18 protein-coding genes are annotated in these 14,691 nt (G+C 68.5%); 3 read left to right on the top strand and 15 right to left on the bottom strand.

Annotated features, from left to right (window positions below):
* Nucleotides 1-60: 60 nt before the first annotated feature.
* Nucleotides 61-2,448: a beta-xylosidase/alpha-l-arabinosidase gene (locus tag CAM01S_RS05550; protein ID WP_066517463.1), complete on the bottom strand. Its 2,388-nt coding sequence runs from the start codon at nt 2,446-2,448 to the stop codon at nt 61-63.
* A gap of 101 nt (nt 2,449-2,549) precedes the next feature.
* Here CAM01S_RS05550 and CAM01S_RS05545 point away from each other — a divergent pair, with 101 nt between their 5' ends.
* Both CAM01S_RS05545 and CAM01S_RS05540 read left to right on the top strand, forming a co-directional pair.
* Nucleotides 2,550-3,569: a LacI family DNA-binding transcriptional regulator gene (locus CAM01S_RS05545; protein ID WP_066517461.1), complete on the top strand. Its 1,020-nt coding sequence runs from the start codon at nt 2,550-2,552 to the stop codon at nt 3,567-3,569.
* A 12-nt stretch (nt 3,570-3,581) separates the two neighbouring features.
* Nucleotides 3,582-4,607, top strand: coding sequence for an alcohol dehydrogenase catalytic domain-containing protein (locus CAM01S_RS05540; protein WP_306306280.1), 1,026 nt, complete (start codon nt 3,582-3,584; stop codon nt 4,605-4,607).
* On the opposite strand, the gene CAM01S_RS05535 is transcribed toward CAM01S_RS05540, so the two are convergent.
* Nucleotides 4,519-6,489 carry a heavy metal translocating P-type ATPase gene (locus CAM01S_RS05535; protein ID WP_245631549.1) on the bottom strand — a complete coding sequence of 657 codons (1,971 nt, stop codon included), beginning with the start codon at nt 6,487-6,489 and terminating at the stop codon, nt 4,519-4,521. The two genes, CAM01S_RS05540 and CAM01S_RS05535, sit on opposite strands and share 89 nt — an antisense overlap.
* A gap of 83 nt (nt 6,490-6,572) precedes the next feature.
* Here CAM01S_RS05535 and CAM01S_RS05530 point away from each other — a divergent pair, with 83 nt between their 5' ends.
* Nucleotides 6,573-7,976: an MBL fold metallo-hydrolase gene (locus tag CAM01S_RS05530; protein ID WP_066517459.1), complete on the top strand. Its 1,404-nt coding sequence runs from the start codon at nt 6,573-6,575 to the stop codon at nt 7,974-7,976.
* 76 nt (nt 7,977-8,052) lie between these two features.
* Here the strand turns inward: CAM01S_RS05530 and CAM01S_RS05525 are convergent, their stop codons facing one another.
* The 13 genes from CAM01S_RS05525 to CAM01S_RS05475 form a co-directional block, all read right to left on the bottom strand.
* Nucleotides 8,053-8,694 carry a sulfite exporter TauE/SafE family protein gene (locus CAM01S_RS05525; RefSeq protein WP_245631548.1) on the bottom strand — a complete coding sequence of 214 codons (642 nt, stop codon included), beginning with the start codon at nt 8,692-8,694 and terminating at the stop codon, nt 8,053-8,055.
* A gap of 69 nt (nt 8,695-8,763) precedes the next feature.
* Nucleotides 8,764-9,114, bottom strand: a complete 351-nt coding sequence (locus tag CAM01S_RS05520; protein ID WP_066517455.1) for a DsrE family protein — start codon at nt 9,112-9,114, stop codon at nt 8,764-8,766.
* Nucleotides 9,111-9,416, bottom strand: a complete 306-nt coding sequence (locus CAM01S_RS05515) for a rhodanese-like domain-containing protein (protein ID WP_066517453.1) — start codon at nt 9,414-9,416, stop codon at nt 9,111-9,113. Before CAM01S_RS05515 ends, CAM01S_RS05520 begins: the two co-directional genes overlap by 4 nt.
* Nucleotide 9,417: 1 nt before the next feature.
* Nucleotides 9,418-9,582 carry a DUF8730 family Cys-rich protein gene (locus CAM01S_RS15365; RefSeq protein WP_157071443.1) on the bottom strand — a complete coding sequence of 55 codons (165 nt, stop codon included), beginning with the start codon at nt 9,580-9,582 and terminating at the stop codon, nt 9,418-9,420.
* A gap of 113 nt (nt 9,583-9,695) precedes the next feature.
* The gene (locus CAM01S_RS05510; RefSeq protein WP_066517452.1) at nt 9,696-9,965 is read right to left on the bottom strand and encodes a metal-sensitive transcriptional regulator; all 270 of its coding nucleotides are present in this window, start codon (nt 9,963-9,965) and stop codon (nt 9,696-9,698) included.
* 56 nt (nt 9,966-10,021) lie between these two features.
* Entirely contained in the window at nt 10,022-10,396 is a 375-nt protein-coding gene (trxA, locus tag CAM01S_RS05505; RefSeq protein WP_066517451.1) for a thioredoxin, read from the bottom strand.
* Entirely contained in the window at nt 10,393-10,524 is a 132-nt protein-coding gene (locus CAM01S_RS15360; protein ID WP_505622984.1) for a DUF8730 family Cys-rich protein, read from the bottom strand. Before CAM01S_RS15360 ends, trxA begins: the two co-directional genes overlap by 4 nt.
* Nucleotides 10,525-10,577: 53 nt before the next feature.
* Complete coding sequence (locus CAM01S_RS05500; RefSeq protein WP_066517449.1) at nt 10,578-11,381, bottom strand: alpha/beta fold hydrolase; 804 nt, start codon at nt 11,379-11,381, stop codon at nt 10,578-10,580.
* Between the two features lie 35 nt (nt 11,382-11,416).
* Nucleotides 11,417-11,908, bottom strand: coding sequence for a helix-turn-helix domain-containing protein (locus CAM01S_RS05495; protein ID WP_066517447.1), 492 nt, complete (start codon nt 11,906-11,908; stop codon nt 11,417-11,419).
* Between the two features lie 120 nt (nt 11,909-12,028).
* On the bottom strand, nt 12,029-12,820 hold the full coding sequence (locus CAM01S_RS05490; RefSeq protein WP_066517444.1) for an SDR family NAD(P)-dependent oxidoreductase: 792 nt from the start codon (nt 12,818-12,820) through the stop codon (nt 12,029-12,031).
* Nucleotides 12,817-13,038 (bottom strand): PLDc N-terminal domain-containing protein, encoded by a 222-nt coding sequence (locus CAM01S_RS05485; protein WP_066518631.1) that lies wholly within the window; start codon nt 13,036-13,038, stop codon nt 12,817-12,819. The genes CAM01S_RS05490 and CAM01S_RS05485 overlap by 4 nt, the downstream gene beginning before the upstream one ends.
* A gap of 119 nt (nt 13,039-13,157) precedes the next feature.
* Complete coding sequence (locus tag CAM01S_RS05480; RefSeq protein ID WP_083527784.1) at nt 13,158-14,030, bottom strand: Cof-type HAD-IIB family hydrolase; 873 nt, start codon at nt 14,028-14,030, stop codon at nt 13,158-13,160.
* Nucleotides 14,031-14,068: 38 nt separating this feature from the next.
* The gene (locus CAM01S_RS05475; protein ID WP_157071442.1) at nt 14,069-14,689 is read right to left on the bottom strand and encodes a TetR/AcrR family transcriptional regulator; all 621 of its coding nucleotides are present in this window, start codon (nt 14,687-14,689) and stop codon (nt 14,069-14,071) included.
* Nucleotides 14,690-14,691: the final 2 nt, after the last annotated feature.

Below are 14,691 nucleotides of genomic sequence, written 5' to 3'. Positions count from 1 at the left end.
CCCGGTCCCTCGGTGCGGGGCGACCGCCAGCGCCCCAAGGGCCGGGCGGCCATCAGCGGCTCAGTGCACCCGCACCTCGGCGCCGAAGGCGCGATCGCGACCGAGCGTGCGTTGCTCACCGACGAGGTCGACCGGGACCACGAATCGGATGTCGTCGCTCGATGCCGCGACGCGGAGTTCGATGCGCCCCGGCTCGACGATCCGAGTCCGATCACGCCCAGTGAAACCGGCGACATCAGCTGCGACGCGGAACACGCAGGTCGCCGATGCCGACGGCTCGAGCGCGACCCGCGCATAGCCGACCAGGCGCTGCGTCGGCTGCACCACCGACGCGACCGGGTCGTGCACGTACAGCTGCACGACCTCGACGCCAGCGCGCTCCCCCGCGTTCCGGACGGTCACGCTCACCTCGAGGGTGCCGTCAGTCGCGACAGTCACGACATGCTCGTCGGGCGCGTCGGCGACCGTCGAGCCGTCGACGGCGAGGTCGGACCACTCCATCGCGGTCGTGCTGAGGCCGTGCCCGAATGCGAATGCAGGATGCTGATCGATGTTCGAGGTGCCTCGGTCACGGCCCAATGTCGACGTGAGATACGTCGTCGGCTGACTGTCCGGTCCCTTCGGGATTGAGACCGGGAGCCGGCCCGACGGGGCCACCCGGCCGCTGAGCACGCCGGCGATCGCGCCGGCACCCTCCTCGCCGGGGAAGAATCCGGCGACGATCGCCGCCGCGCGCTCCGGCGCGGTGCCGAGCGCATACGGCCGACCCTCGATGAGGACGACGATGACCGGCGTGCCGGTGTCGAGGAGCGCCTCCAGGAGTTCGAGCTGACGACCCGGCAATTGCATCGACGGTGCGTCACATCCCTCGCCGGAGGTCCCGCGACCGAACAGGCCGGCGCGGTCACCGAGCGCAACGACGACCAGATCCGCTTCGCGCGCCTCCTGCACGGCCGAGGCGATCGCGTCATCGCTGCCGCCGGTCACCGGAACACTCTCGACGAGATTCACCGCGGCTGCAGGGAACTCCGCCCGCAGCGCATCCGCGAGACTCGGGATCTCGATGCCGAGCGGGACATCGGGGTGCAGCGCGCCGACGTGCCCCGGGAACGAATAGCAGCCGAGGAGCGTCATGGGATCGGCCGCCGTCGGACCGGTGACCAGGATCCGCCGGTCGCGCTGAGCACCAAGGGGAACGGAGCCGTCGTTCGCGACGAGAACGACGGCCTCCTCCGCGATCCGCCGAGCGAGGGCGCGATCCTCGGGCGTATCCAGGCTGATGCGCCCTTCCACTGCCTCGTGCTCGGCGAGGTCTGCCTCGTCGAAACCATCGGGGATCGGATTCCAGTCCGCGTCGAGCAGGCCGAGCTCGGCCTTCTGGGTGAGCACGCGACGAAGCGCGCGGTCGACGAACGCCTCGTCGAGCCTCCCGGCTCGAATCTCCTCGACGAGCGGCTCGCTGAACGTCTTGACCGTCGGCAGCTCGACGTCGACGCCGGCGCGGAGCGCCTGCGCGGCTGCGTCGCCCCAGCTCTCCGCCACGCCGTGAAGCTGCTTGAGGAACGCGACCCCGAAGTAGTCGGCGACGACCGTGCCCGTGAACCCCCACTCGTCGCGCAGCAGCCCGGTCAGGAGCGTCGGGTCCGCGGCGGACGGCACGCCGTCGATCGCCGTGTAGGCATGCATCACGCTGCGGACTCCGGAGTCCCGGACGGCCATCTCGAACGGCGGCGTCATGACGTCCGCGAACTCCCTCGAGCCCATCGAGACGGGTGCGAGGTTGCGTCCGGCGGTCGATGCGGAGTACCCGATGAAGTGCTTGAGCGTGGCGACGATGCCGGTTGACTCGAGCCCTCGAATGTACGAGGTCGCGATGGTTCCGACGAGATACGGATCCTCGCCGATGGTCTCCTCGACGCGACCCCAGCGCGGGTCGCGGACCACGTCGAGAACGGGGGCGAGTCCCTGGTGCACGCCGACCGACCGCATGGACCGGCCGATGCGCTCCGCCATGGCGCGGACGAGATCGGGATCGAAGGTCGCGCCCCAGGACAGCGGCACCGGGTAGGCGGTCGCGCCCCACGCCGTGAACCCGGCCAGGCACTCCTCGTGCGCGATCGCCGGGATGCCGAAGCGGTTCGCGGCAGCGACCCGCCGCTGCGTGCGCGCAAGGGATACCGCGCCGACGGCCGGGTCGACGGGGGCCGAGCCGAACGGCCGCGTCAATTGGCCCAGACCGTTCGGGAGGATCGCGTCCAGTTCGACACCATCGCTCATCTCATGCTGGAACGGGGCGACATCGCCGTCGACGGGTGAGATGCCCACCCAGACACCCACCAGCTGGCCGAGCTTCTCCTCCAGCGTCATCGCTGCGATGAGGTCGTCGACGCGATCGGCCACCGGCCGGCTCGGGTCTGTCCAGGGGCGGTCGGTTCTGGTGATCGTCATCGTTGAGCTCTCGAAAGTTTCGCGTAGGAATGCGACAATTCGCGTGGGACCCTCGGACGCTATCGATGGTGTTTCCTGGTGTCAACCACGAAGGAGAACGGATGACCGGCGGGTTCGACCCGAAACCACGGCTGCAGGACATCGCCGACCGAGCGGGCGTCTCGCTCGCGACCGTGTCGAAAGTTCTGAACGGTCGCACCGACGTGGCGGCGCGAACGCGCGGCCGGGTGGAGGCGCTCCTCCAGGCCAGCGGATATGCGTCCCGTCCCCGGGTCGTCGAGTCGCAGATGATCGAGCTCGTGTTCCACGAACTCGACAGCGAGTGGACCATCGAGATCATCCGGGGGGCCCAGGAGGCCGCTGCCGCTCGTGGGCTGAGTCTCATCCTCACCAGGAGCGGCGACCGGCACACGCCGGACCCGCAATGGATCGAAGGCGTCCTGCGTCGCCGGCCGCTGGGAGTCGTTCTCGTGTTCAGCGACATCCGCGGAGCCGATAAGGAGAAGCTGCGATCGCGCGGCGTCAACTTCGTCGTCGTCGACCCCGCCGGAGAGCCCGATCCCGACGTCGTGTCGATCGGCGCCACGAACTGGAGCGGCGGCTACGCCGCAGCACAGCACCTGATCTCGCTCGGCCACCGTCGCATTGCCGTGATCGGCGGCCCGGAAGACATGCTCTGCTCGGTCGCGCGCATCGACGGGTACCGCTCCGCGCTCGAACGCGCTCGGATCGGCTTCGATCCGAGCCTCGTCCGGTACGCGGACTTCCACGTCGACGGCGCCCGTCGAGCAGCGCGAGAGCTGCTGACGCTGCCCGACCGGCCGACCGCGATCTTCGCCGGCAGCGACCTGCAGGGCTTCGGCGTCTACGAGGCGGCGCGCACCCTCGGCATCGCCGTACCCAAAGACCTTTCGGTTGTCGGCTTCGACGACCTCCGGCCCGCCTCCTGGGCGAACCCCCCGCTGACGACGATCCGGCAGCCGATCGCCGAGATGGCGGCCACGGCGGTGCGGCTCATCGCCGACGCCGGCATCGTGCCCACCGTCGCTCCGCGCGTCGATCTCGCGACCTCGCTGATCGTTCGCGAATCAACTGCGCCGCTGACGACCGTGGAGGCCTGAACCGTGCGAGCAGTGCAATACGACGCGTTCGACGCGACGCCGCAGATCGTCGAGGTGGCGCCTCCGGAGTGTCCCGTGGACGGTGCCGTGGTTGCGGTCGCCGCGACCGGTGTGTGCCGCAGCGACTGGCATGCATGGCGCGGGCATGACGACTCGGTCAGGCTTCCGCAGATCCCGGGTCACGAGTTCGCCGGCACGATCGTGGCGCTCGGACCGGATGCGACCGGATTCGCAGTCGGCGATCGGGTGACGGCCCCATTCATCTTCGCGTGCGGCGAATGCCCGGAGTGCCGGAGCGGCGCGACGCAGGTCTGCTCCCGCCAGCAGCAACCGGGTTTCACGCTCCCGGGCTCCTTCGCCGAGCAGGTCGCCGTGCCGCACGCCGCGCTGAACCTCGTTCGGCTTCCCGACGCGCTCGCATTCGTCGATGCGGCGGGCCTCGGGTGCCGGTTCGGCACGGCGTTCCACGCACTCCACACGCAGGGCAGAATTCGCGACGGCGAGTGGGTCGCCGTCTTCGGATGCGGTGGTGTCGGCTTGTCCGCGATCCTCGTCGCGATCGCTGCCGGCGCCCGTGTCGTCGCCGTCGATGTCGTGCCGGCCGCGCTCGACCGTGCGCGCGAACTCGGAGCGCACGTCGTTCCGCAGTCCCCGAGCGCCATCGACGAGGTTCGCCGACTGACCGGAGGCGGTGCTCACGTCGCGCTCGACGCGTACGGGAGCCGTGCCACATCCGCGGCATCCGTGGCATCGCTTCGTCCGAAGGGTCGTCACGTGCAGGTCGGGCTGCTGCTCGGCTCGGAAGCCGAGCCGGCGATCCCGATGGGCCGCGTGATCGGCGACGAGCTCGAGATCCTTGGCAGTCACGGCATCGCGGTGCACGAGTACGCCGCGATGCTCGCGGAGATCGTTGCGGGGCGCCTCCGGCCCGATGCCACGGTCGGGGCAGTCATCGGGTTCGACGAACTGCCCGGGGCGCTCGTCGCGATGGGCGGCCCGATCTCGTCGCCGGGGATGACCGTGGCGTCGATCGCTTGAGCACTCCGCGTCCCCGGAGCGCGGCGAGGATCGTTGCGAGGTCGACGACCTCCTGCAGGACCGCGCCGGCGATCGCCGGGATCGGACCGAACGATGCGATCACCATGAGTCCGACGGATGCGATGATCCCGAGCCAGATGCTCTGCTCGGCGATGCGCACCGTGTCGCGCCCGATTGTCACGGCCGATACGAGACGGCTGAGGTCGTCGACGAGGACCACCGCATCGGCTGCTTCGCTCGCCGCGGTCGCACCCCCAGCACCGAGCGCGACACCGACGTCCGCCGCGGCGAGCACCGGAGCGTCGTTCACGCCGTCGCCGACCATCAGCACCGGCCGCGCCGTCAGCCGGCGAACTGCATCGACTTTGTCGCCGGGGAGACACTCCGCCTCGACGCGAGCGACGCCGACGGTTCGAGCGATCGCGTCCGCCGTCTCGCGAGCGTCTCCGGTCAGCATGATGCTGTCGCGGATGCCGAGCGCTGCGAGCTGCGCCACGGTCGACGCTGCGTCCTCCCGGACAGGATCCGCCAGGAACAGCACTCCCGCGGGTCGTCCGTCGAGCACGACGTAGACGGCGATCTCGCCGCCGCTGAGGTCGACCCGGCCGGGCCACTGAACGTGCTCGGCGACGAACGCAGCGGTGCCGACGCTGACCCGCGTCGCATCGACCACGGCCTCGACGCCATTCGCAGCACGTTCGACCGCACTCGACGGCGGTCGGAGCGGGAGTCCGCGGTCTCGCGCAGCTGCGATGATCGCTCCCGCCAGCACGTGCGAGGACGACTGCTCTGCGCTCGCTGCCGCGGCGAGCACCTGATCCTCGGTGAACGGTGCGATCGACGCGATACGCGCGAGCGCGGGCACGCCCCGCGTGAGCGTGCCGGTCTTGTCGAACACGACGGTGCGGGCCTCTGCGAGGACCTGCAGGACGGTCGAGTCCTTCACGACGATGCCCGCCCGCGCGGCTCGGCTCATGCCACTGAGGAACGCGACCGGCGCCGCGATAAGGAGCGGGCATGGAGTCGCGAGGACCACGACCTCGGCGAATCTGACCGCCTGGCCGCTCACCCACCACGCGAGTGCGCCCAGCGCGAGCGAGAAGACGGTGAACCACGGGGCGTAGCGGTCAGCGAGCCGCACGACCGGAGCCTTGCTGGCGGCCGCACGTTCAACCAGCGCGACGATGCGTTGATACTGGCTATCGGCCGCCCGGGCCGTCGCACGGATGCGAATCGCCGCGATGCCGTTGATCGCGCCACTCGGAACGACGTCACCCGGTGCGAGCGACCGCGGCATGCTCTCACCGGTCAGCGATGACTCGTCGAGCGCAGCGTGCTGAACGAGCAGGGTTCCATCGACCGGGACGATCTCTGCGGGGCGGATGAGCAATTCGTCGCCGATCATGGCCTCTTCAGCCGGGATGTCCTCGACACCCGACGCTGTGGCTCGATGCGCAACCCGAGGAGCGCGACTCAGCAAGGCGTCGAGTTCGCGGCGCGCCCTCCGCGACGCAGCACTGTCGAGTGCTTGGCCTCCAGTCAGCATCAGCACGACGACGATCGCCGCGAGGTATTCGCCGACCAGCACGGTCGCGACGATCGCGGTGACCGCGAGAAGGTCGACACCGAACCGGCGATGGATCATCTCCCGAATCATCCGCACGCCGTATCCGGCTGCAACGGCGAGCGCATACGCACTGATGATCACGCGTCCCGCGGTCGACCCACCGATCGCTTCGAACGCGATCCCGATCGCACCGATGACGATCGTCACGGCGCTCAGGATGAACGGCAGTGGAAGCGAACCGCCACGGTGCCGACGCCTGCCGTTCTTCGGGCCTCCACTCGTCTCCATAGTCACGACTGCAACAATCGGGAGCATCCGTGGAGCGGAGCCAGGGCCGGAGGTCCCCTCTTGCGTTATACCCCCGGGGGTATACCCTGTAGGGAGCAGAAAGGAGACATATGCTGCTCGAACGTTTTTATGACGACGACCTCGCTCAAGCGAGCTATCTGATCGGCTGCCAGGCCACGGGGGAGGCGATCGTCATCGACGGCCGCCGCGACATCGAGGCCTATCGATCCGCCGCGGCGCGGAATGGCATGCGGATCGTCGCGGTCACTGAGACCCACATCCACGCCGACTACCTGTCCGGCTCCCGGGAGATCGCCCGCGCGTTCGGCGCGACGCTCTACGTCTCGGGTGATGGCGGGCAGGACTGGCAGTACGGGTTCGACGCGGAGCGTCTGCACGACGGCGACGTCATCGCCATCGGGAATATCCGGATCCAGGCCCGTCATACGCCCGGACACACGCCGGAGCACCTCGTGTTCCTCATCACAGACGGTGCGTTCGCGGACGACCCGGGCTATCTGCTGTCCGGCGATTTCGTCTTTGCCGGCGACGTCGGAAGGCCTGACCTCCTCGACGAGGCAGCTGGCGGCGTCGACACCCGGTTCCAGGGCGCGCTCGACATGTTCGACTCACTCCGTCGCGTGTTCCTCGAGCTTCCCGACCACATTCAGGTGTACCCGGCGCACGGCGCCGGCAGCGCGTGCGGCAAGAGTCTTGGGGCGATTCCGTCAACGACCGTCGGCTACGAGCGTCGCTACGCCTGGTGGGGCCCGTACCTGGCCGCCGACGATCGCGACGGCTTCGTTCAGCAGCTGCTGGACGGCCAGCCCGACGCACACGCGTACTTCGCGCGGATGAAGCGTGAGAACCGCGACGGCCCCGCACTCCTCGGTGACCTCGGGCCGTTGACCGAACTGTCATCGATTGAGGCAGTCGCGGCGGTCGAAGCGGATGCAGCCGTTTTGATCGACACCCGGACGCCTGCCGCAGTTCGCGCGGGCTCCCCGTCGGGTTCGCTTGCCATCCCGGCTTCCGGCAAGACCGCGACGTGGGGCGCTTGGGCGATCGACCCCGAGCAGGAGCACCGACCCCTGCTGATCCTGGCAACCAACCAGGAGGAAGCCGACACTGTCCGCGACCACCTGGTCCGGGTCGGTATCGATCGCTACGCGGGCTTCATCACCACGCTCGACGGCTTCACGCTCGTGCCCTCGGCACAGGTCTCACCCGACGATCTGACCGAGCTCGATGACGTGTTCGTGCTCGATGTCCGGAACCGCAATGAGTATGTCGACGGACACGTCCCCGGTGCCGTCAACATCAGCGCGGGCCGCGTGCTTCGGGACATCGCAGAGCTGCCATCGGACCGCCCGATCGTCGCGTACTGCCAATCGGGTGCACGGAACATCGTTGCGACGCAGGCTCTGCGTCGCGCGGGCCTCCCGGTCACGGAGCTCAGTGGCAGCTATCTCGGCTGGTTGCAGTCGCAGGACACAGAGCGCCAGGCGGTCTGAGCGGAGACGAAACAGCGGGGTCGGCTGCCTGAAAAAGGGAGCCGACCCCGCTGTTTCGTGCAATGAGCGGAGCGCGTCACCAAGCGAGCAGCGTGCGCACGATGGTGATCACCGCAACCACGAGGACGACGACCGCGAACGCGATCTGCAAGGTCTTGCCGCTGATGCGCGTCGCGAAGCGGGCCGCGACCAGCGATGCGAGGACAGCGGGAACGGCGAACGCCAACGTCAGCCCCCAATGCACAACGCCTGCCCCCGCATGTGCGATCACGCCGGAGATCGAATTGGCCGCCGTGATGATGAGCGACGTTCCAATTGCGGCGGTGATCGGCATCGCCAGCAAGAGCACCAGCGCCGGCACGATCACGAAGCCGCCCCCGACGCCGAGGAGCCCGGTGAGAAACCCGACCCCGAGACCGACGCCGACGGCGCGCACGATCCAGAGGCGGTGCCGCTCGGCATGCCCACGCGTGTCAGGGCGCGGGCGGAGCATCTGGATGGCAGCGGCGATCATCAGGAGGCCGAAGGCGAGCAGGATGATCCGTTGCGGCAGCATGCTGTTGACGGCCGTGCCCACGAACGCCGCGGGGATTCCGGCCGCACCGACGGCGAGGGCGATCCTCCAGTCGATACCGTGACGGAGCCGGGGCAGGACTGCCGCCACCGAGGACGACGCGGCCATGACGAGGGAGGTCGACATCGCCTCGCTCACCGGCACTGCGAGCACAGTGACAAGGGCCGAGCACCGCCCCGACTAACAGCCCGAAGGCGACGGTGAGGATGAGCATTAGATGCGCACGTATGCTGCGCCGGCCCACTGCTGCTCGGCCATGTAGGTGGCCGCGGCCGGAACCGTCCCGACCTGATCGAGCAGCGCCTCCGCGAGCACGCCGACGCGCTGCATGCTGTTTTCGCATGCGAGGATCCGCACGTGGTGTTCGGTCACGGTCGCGGATACCTCGTCGGCGAATGCGCTGTCGACCGTGAGCCCGCGGACAGCGCCACCCTGCACCACCACCTGCACCTCGGCGGTCGGCCCGAGCCGTTCCACGGAGTGCCGGGCGACGCGAAGCGCGGCGGTGAGGACCTCAGGCGTCTCGGCGAACGCGTGGATGAGGAGCGTTCGGTCGGCCGTCATGACTCGACCTCGCGGCCCGTCGCGATCCACGCGCCGGTTCCACCGACTACGTTGACGACCCGCACGTCGGCCGCATCGAGAACAGCAGCCGCCTGGGCGCTCCGGCGACCACTTTGGCAGATCACGTAAACGGTCGTCCCGAGGTCACGCAGCTCGGCAGCGTGATCCGCGATCGTGCCGAGCGGAATGTTGCGAGCGCCCGGTACGTGCCCATCGCTGAATTCTGCTGGTTCGCGGACGTCAATGATCGTCACATCGCGTCGGCCGTCGAGTTCGCCGACGGTGACTTCGGACACACTCACGTCAGGCGCGCCCAAAGAGTCGTGCAAAGAAGCCGCTCGACGGCTCCTTCGGGTGCCCCTGGCACCGCTGCGACTTCGGGACTCCACGGAGCACCTGGTCGACGTGCTGGCCGCATCCGGCCCAGCTTGCTTTCCCGCACTTGCGGCATGTGACTGCACGGCACATGGCCGTCTCCTTTCGTAAATACCCCGGGGGGTATATGGGAATGACGCGACTCCCGCTCCCTGTCCACCCCCTGACGGCGGGCTGGCGCGGGCGGAGGCGCGAGTGGTATTCGGTCAGGCGAGCGTCATGAACAGCTTCTCGAGATCCTGAACGGTCATCGGGTCGGACTCATCCTGCTCATCGATGAGGCATTTCTGCATCGCCGTCGAGATGATCTGGAACCCGGCACGATCAAGCGCACTCGACACAGCGGAGAGCTGGATGACCACGTCACGGCATTTCGCACCGCTCTCGATGGCCGCAATCACAGCGTTCAGCTGGCCCTGTGCACGCCGAAGGCGGTTCAACACCGGCTTCTGGGTCGCGTCGACAGTAGAACTCATCGTCGTCCTTTCAACAGGGTGAACAATACCCCTGGGTGTATCTGCAGAGCGATCGTCTATGCGGTCGCTTCGGACCCCGAGGTCGGCAGAGAAGCCCGAACGGCATCCATATCGAGTTCACGGACCTTCGCGATGAGGTCCTCGAGCGCGGGAGCGGGCAACGCGCCGGCTTGCCGAAAAACGGCGACACCGTCGCGGAACGCCATGAGCGTCGGGATGGCCGTGATCGCGGCTGCGGCAGCGAGATCTTGCTGCACTTCCGTGTCGACCTTCAAAAATCGGATGTCCGGATGCTGTTCGGAAGCCCGCTCGAAAATCGGGGCGAACATCTTGCACGGCCCGCACCACTCGGCCCAAAAGTCCACGAGGACGATTCCATCGGTCGAAACAGCCGACTCCAGAACGCTCGTATCAGCGGCGACTGTGCTCATGCGGTTACCTCCTCATGCCCACTGCAGCGGTCCTGCTCAGGAACGCCGAACAACGCCTCTTCGATGTGACCACCGCAGCCGTCCCAGGACTCCTTACCGCACTGGTCGCATGTCACTCGAAAGCACATGGTTCCTCCTTCGAGAGCGATCGTACCATACCCCCCGGGGTATCCGAGAGGACCTACGAGAAGAATGTCAGCAGGCTTGCCCCAAGACCGCGGAGGTCGTCAGGCGTGCGCATGACGGAGAGCACGGCAGCGGGAAGGAGCTCATGAAGCCGCTCTGCCGTCTGGATCGGATGCCCGGGGTCGTCTGTCCACGGGCGGACGAGGACCGGGTGCGTGATACGCGCGAGTTCCGTCGGATCAGGAAAATCGGTCGCCGCCGCTCCACGTGCGACGGCAGGGAACAGCGCCGCGGAGATTGCCGGGCGGAGGTCGAGCCTCCAACCGCCGTCCTGCAGGATCGGCAGCACCGGCGCATTCGCGCCTGCAGCGATGAGCGCATCCATGCCGCCGGATTCCGCAAGGTCTGCCATCTGCTGGTACAGCGCCGCCTGCGCAGCGCGCGACTCCCAGGCGGTCGGCGGGATGACGAACGCCAGCCGGCGGAATCGCTCCGGTTCGCGGACCGCCGCGTGGAGCAGCGTGCCGACGCCCATAGAGACCCCGAAGGCGTCCACCGCATGCGCCGGGGCGACCGCGTCCAGCAGCCGGAACAGGTCGTCGGCGAGCTGCGGCCACCGATAGTCCTCGGCAAGTGGCCGCCCCGTCGATCGGCCGTGGCCGCGAGCGTCATAGCGAACGAGCCGACGGCCCGACTGCGCGATCGGCCGCCAATCGAAGTAGCCGCCGTCGTCCTCCGATGCGCGGGAGGACGTCAGCCCGTGCAGGCCGACGATCGCCGGCCCGTCGCCGTCGATGACGTCGTACGACAGCGACGCGGTGTCCAGATCGAGCGTGTGCTCCACAGCTTCCAGCGGCATTCCCTCACGCTACGCAGCGGTGCCGACATGTGCCATCAGCGGTGGCGTCCGCGGGTCGGCCCAGACAGTGGGTACTGGGCGTCCAGTCGTGGATCGATGACGGTCCGAAGCAGGAGGTCGTACGCCACACGTCCGCCGACCCAGTAGATCGCGACGAGGAAGAACGCGATACCCGGCAGCAGCCGCGCACCCACCAACGCGGCCAGCGCGAGACTGATCACGACACCGAGGCCGTAAAAGGCCTTCCGCGTTGCGTCCGTGATCGCGTCGCGCCGGGCTTGCTGTGCTGCGATCCGTTCCCCGAGTCCGTCGACGGCAGTTGCGAACTCAGGGTCCTCGACGTGCGCGAAGAGCGAGCTCACCTCAACCTCGAGCGCCGCGGCGATCCGCGACAGCGTGTCTAGGCTGGCGTCGCTTCCCGCTTCGAGGCGCTGGATGGTGCGCACTGCGATGCCACTTTCCGCCGCCAATCGCTCCTGCGTCCAACCGCGTGCTCGTCGAAGCTCGCCGATCCGTGTCTCGTTCATGGGATGACCGTAGAGTCCGTCAGCCCGCCAGCGCCACGACACCTGGGCGACAGCAGGCCGCCACCGCGGCGACAGCAGGCCGACATCGCGCCGAAACCGGTCGACAACCGCGCGGGCTCCTCAGCGAGCGGCGGTGAACTGTCCGGCGAGCCGCGCCATGAGGGCCCGCGGCACGAACCGATGCGCGCTTGCCGTCACGGTGTTCGCCAAGCCGGAGATCACCGTCGGTCCGCCCCGCCGCGCGAACGCTGCCAAGCCGACCCGCGCCACCGCTTCGGCGGTCTGTCGGCCTCTGTCCAGGTAGTCTCCTCCGCCCGCCGCGTCGAAGAAGCCGGTGTCAGTGGGACCGGGGCAGAGTGCGAGGATCCGCACTCCGCTCCCCCGGGTCTCGTCCCAGAGCGCCTCGGTGAACGACAGGACGAATGCTTTCGTGGCGCCGTAGACGGCCATGCCCGGTGTGGGCTGAAACGCAGCGGTCGACGCGACGGTCATGACGCCTCCGACCCGACGCTCGATCATGCCCGGCAGGAACGCGTGGACCAGGCGGACGACCGCGCCACAGTTCAGATCGACCTGGACCCGACTCCGATGCTCGGACGCATCGACGAAGGGCCCATGGGCGCCCACTCCCGCATTGGGGATCAGGATGTCGATGCGCCGATTCTGGAGGAGCGTGATCACCCGGTCCACACCGTCGTCGGTTGACAGGTCGGTAGCGATCGACTCCGCGTGCACCCCGAACGTAGTCCGGATACGGTCCGCCACGGCGTCGAGCCGATCAGCGGACCGAGCGACGAGGACGACGTCAGCGCCCTGCTCGGCGAGCTGCAGCGCAAGGGCTTCGCCGATGCCGCCACTCGCGCCGGTGATGAGCGCCGTGCGCCGCCGGAACGGTGCGCGCGCTGCCGTCATCGCTTCCGTCCAACCAGGAAGAAGGCGATCGGGCCGATCCAGTTGACGAGAATCACCGGGATCCAGACCGCCTTCGGGCCGCGGACCCGGCGCTTGGGCGTCCGAGCCAGGCCGATGAACGCGGCGACGGCGAGCGCAACCTGTCCGATGCCGAGGAGGGTGATGCCAGCCTGCGCCGATCCGTCCAGATCGGAGAACTTCTGCTTTGTGCGCGCCATGCCGCCCATTGTGCTCGGAACCGCCGCTCCCGTCGCAGAGATTCCCGGTTCGGTGGACCGCTGTGCGCTCAGCCACCCGGTGGCGGGGTCGGCGCCAGCACTCCTTGGCGTGGCCGCCGTCAGGACAGCAGGGATCGGATCGCGATCGCCGCACCGTCGTCGTTGTTCGAGTCGGTGACGAACGTGGCGTGCGCCTGCACGAGCGCGCTCGCATTCGCCGGCGCAACGGCCACCGCGGCGAGCGCGAACATCCCGAGGTCGTTCTCCCCGTCGCCGATGGCGGCGAGGCGGTCCGCTCCGAGTTCGAGGATCTCGAGCACGGCGCCCACGCCCGTGGCCTTGTCGACCCCGGCCTTGGTGATCTCGACATATCGATCGTTCGACCGCTCGGCAGCGAGTCGCCCGGACAGCGCTCGCACGGCATCCCGGAGCTGTTCCGACTGGCCTCGATCCCCGACGAGCAGGATCTTCTCGGGAGCGGCCCTCTCGTCGGCGAGTGGCCTGATCTCAGGACCGAAGCCGACGACGTCCGCTTCGCGCTGCACCCGCTCGTCGATCCGCTCCGCGATCCAATCGGCGCCCCGGTACCAGGTGGCCGTTGCGCCGTGCTCTGCAGCAAGGGCCCCGACCGCGGCGGCATCGGCGAGCGCCATCGGTTCAGCACGCTCGATCTGGAGCGACCCGTCCGCCACGTATCTGCAGACAAGTGCGCCCTGGAGTGCGACGAAGAGTGAGCCGTCGTCGAGACCGAGCTGCGCAATGTACGGGAGCATCGCTCTCGGACACCGGGACGACGCGAGCACGACGTGGATGCCATCCGCTCGAGCGCGCTTGACTGCCGCAACCGTTGCGGGCCGAAGCGTGTGGTCGTCGTGGATCAGCGTGTGGTCCACGTCGATGGCGATCGCCGACGGCGGCGAGGTGAGCGCAGCCTCCCGGACGTGCACTGGTGCTCGCGTCGGCGAGGTGTCGGCTGGAGCTGGTGGTCGCATGAACGTCGCGGCCTTTCCTTCGGAGCGGCTGCCTCAGCCTACTGGCGCGTCTGCGCACCGCGACGAGCGATGATCGCGGCAGCATAGGTGTCGAACGCGGCGACGAGGTCGGTCGGTGTGGCGAGGAGGTGCTGCATCTCGAGGCCGTCCATTGCAGCCAGGAGGAAGGCCGCCTCGGTCTCGACTTCGGCGTCAGTCATCGGGGCAAAATCCCCCGCGGCGACGGCATCGCGGAACAGCTGCTGCATGTCGAGGAGGGTGATGCAGTACCGCTCGCGCATGAACGCGTGCGCGGGATGCTCGGGAGCGGTGGCCTCGGCAGCCATCGTGATGTAGAGGTCGAGCAGCCCTCGGTGCTCGACGTGATACCGCATCAGCTGCCGGAAGCCCTCGAGGCGGGCGACCCCGGTCGACTCTGCGACGATCACGGTCTTCGTCACGGCATCCCAGTGCTCGAGGACGGCGATGAGGAGCTGCTCCTTCGAACCGAAGAGCTTCAGGATGGCTCCAGTCGTCACGCCGACACGATCGGCCACCCGCTGCAGCGTGCCGCCCTTGAAGCCGTGCTCGCCAAAGACCTCGGTGGCCACGGCGACGATCTCACGGCGGCGTTCGATGCCCCGCCGGTACGGGCCGCGCCGCATTCGCTCCTGTTCCACGA

The organism is Curtobacterium ammoniigenes NBRC 101786, from assembly GCF_001571045.1.
Classification (GTDB): Bacteria; Actinomycetota; Actinomycetes; order Actinomycetales; family Microbacteriaceae; genus Curtobacterium; species Curtobacterium ammoniigenes.
Note: the sequence above shows the minus strand (reverse complement) of the source record. Positions and strands in the feature narration are given on the sequence as shown.

Bases quoted from the DNA above. Each gene is read 5' to 3' on its own strand.
- CAM01S_RS05485 (WP_066518631.1), bottom strand. From the start codon at position 13,038: ATGGCGCGCACAAAGCAGAAGTTCTCCGATCTGGACGGATCGGCGCAG.
- CAM01S_RS05550 (WP_066517463.1), bottom strand. From the start codon at position 2,448: ATGACGATCACCAGAACCGACCGCCCCTGGACAGACCCGAGCCGGCCG.
- CAM01S_RS05500 (WP_066517449.1), bottom strand. From the start codon at position 11,381: ATGCCGCTGGAAGCTGTGGAGCACACGCTCGATCTGGACACCGCGTCG.
- CAM01S_RS05520 (WP_066517455.1), bottom strand. From the start codon at position 9,114: ATGACGGCCGACCGAACGCTCCTCATCCACGCGTTCGCCGAGACGCCT.
- CAM01S_RS05510 (WP_066517452.1), bottom strand. From the start codon at position 9,965: ATGAGTTCTACTGTCGACGCGACCCAGAAGCCGGTGTTGAACCGCCTT.
- CAM01S_RS05545 (WP_066517461.1), top strand. From the start codon at position 2,550: ATGACCGGCGGGTTCGACCCGAAACCACGGCTGCAGGACATCGCCGAC.
- CAM01S_RS05495 (WP_066517447.1), bottom strand. From the start codon at position 11,908: ATGAACGAGACACGGATCGGCGAGCTTCGACGAGCACGCGGTTGGACG.
- CAM01S_RS15360 (WP_505622984.1), bottom strand. From the start codon at position 10,524: ATGTGCTTTCGAGTGACATGCGACCAGTGCGGTAAGGAGTCCTGGGAC.
- CAM01S_RS05490 (WP_066517444.1), bottom strand. From the start codon at position 12,820: ATGACGGCAGCGCGCGCACCGTTCCGGCGGCGCACGGCGCTCATCACC.
- CAM01S_RS05535 (WP_245631549.1), bottom strand. From the start codon at position 6,489: ATGCTCCCGATTGTTGCAGTCGTGACTATGGAGACGAGTGGAGGCCCG.
- trxA (WP_066517451.1), bottom strand. From the start codon at position 10,396: ATGAGCACAGTCGCCGCTGATACGAGCGTTCTGGAGTCGGCTGTTTCG.
- CAM01S_RS05480 (WP_083527784.1), bottom strand. From the start codon at position 14,030: ATGCGACCACCAGCTCCAGCCGACACCTCGCCGACGCGAGCACCAGTG.
- CAM01S_RS05530 (WP_066517459.1), top strand. From the start codon at position 6,573: ATGCTGCTCGAACGTTTTTATGACGACGACCTCGCTCAAGCGAGCTAT.
- CAM01S_RS15365 (WP_157071443.1), bottom strand. From the start codon at position 9,582: ATGTGCCGTGCAGTCACATGCCGCAAGTGCGGGAAAGCAAGCTGGGCC.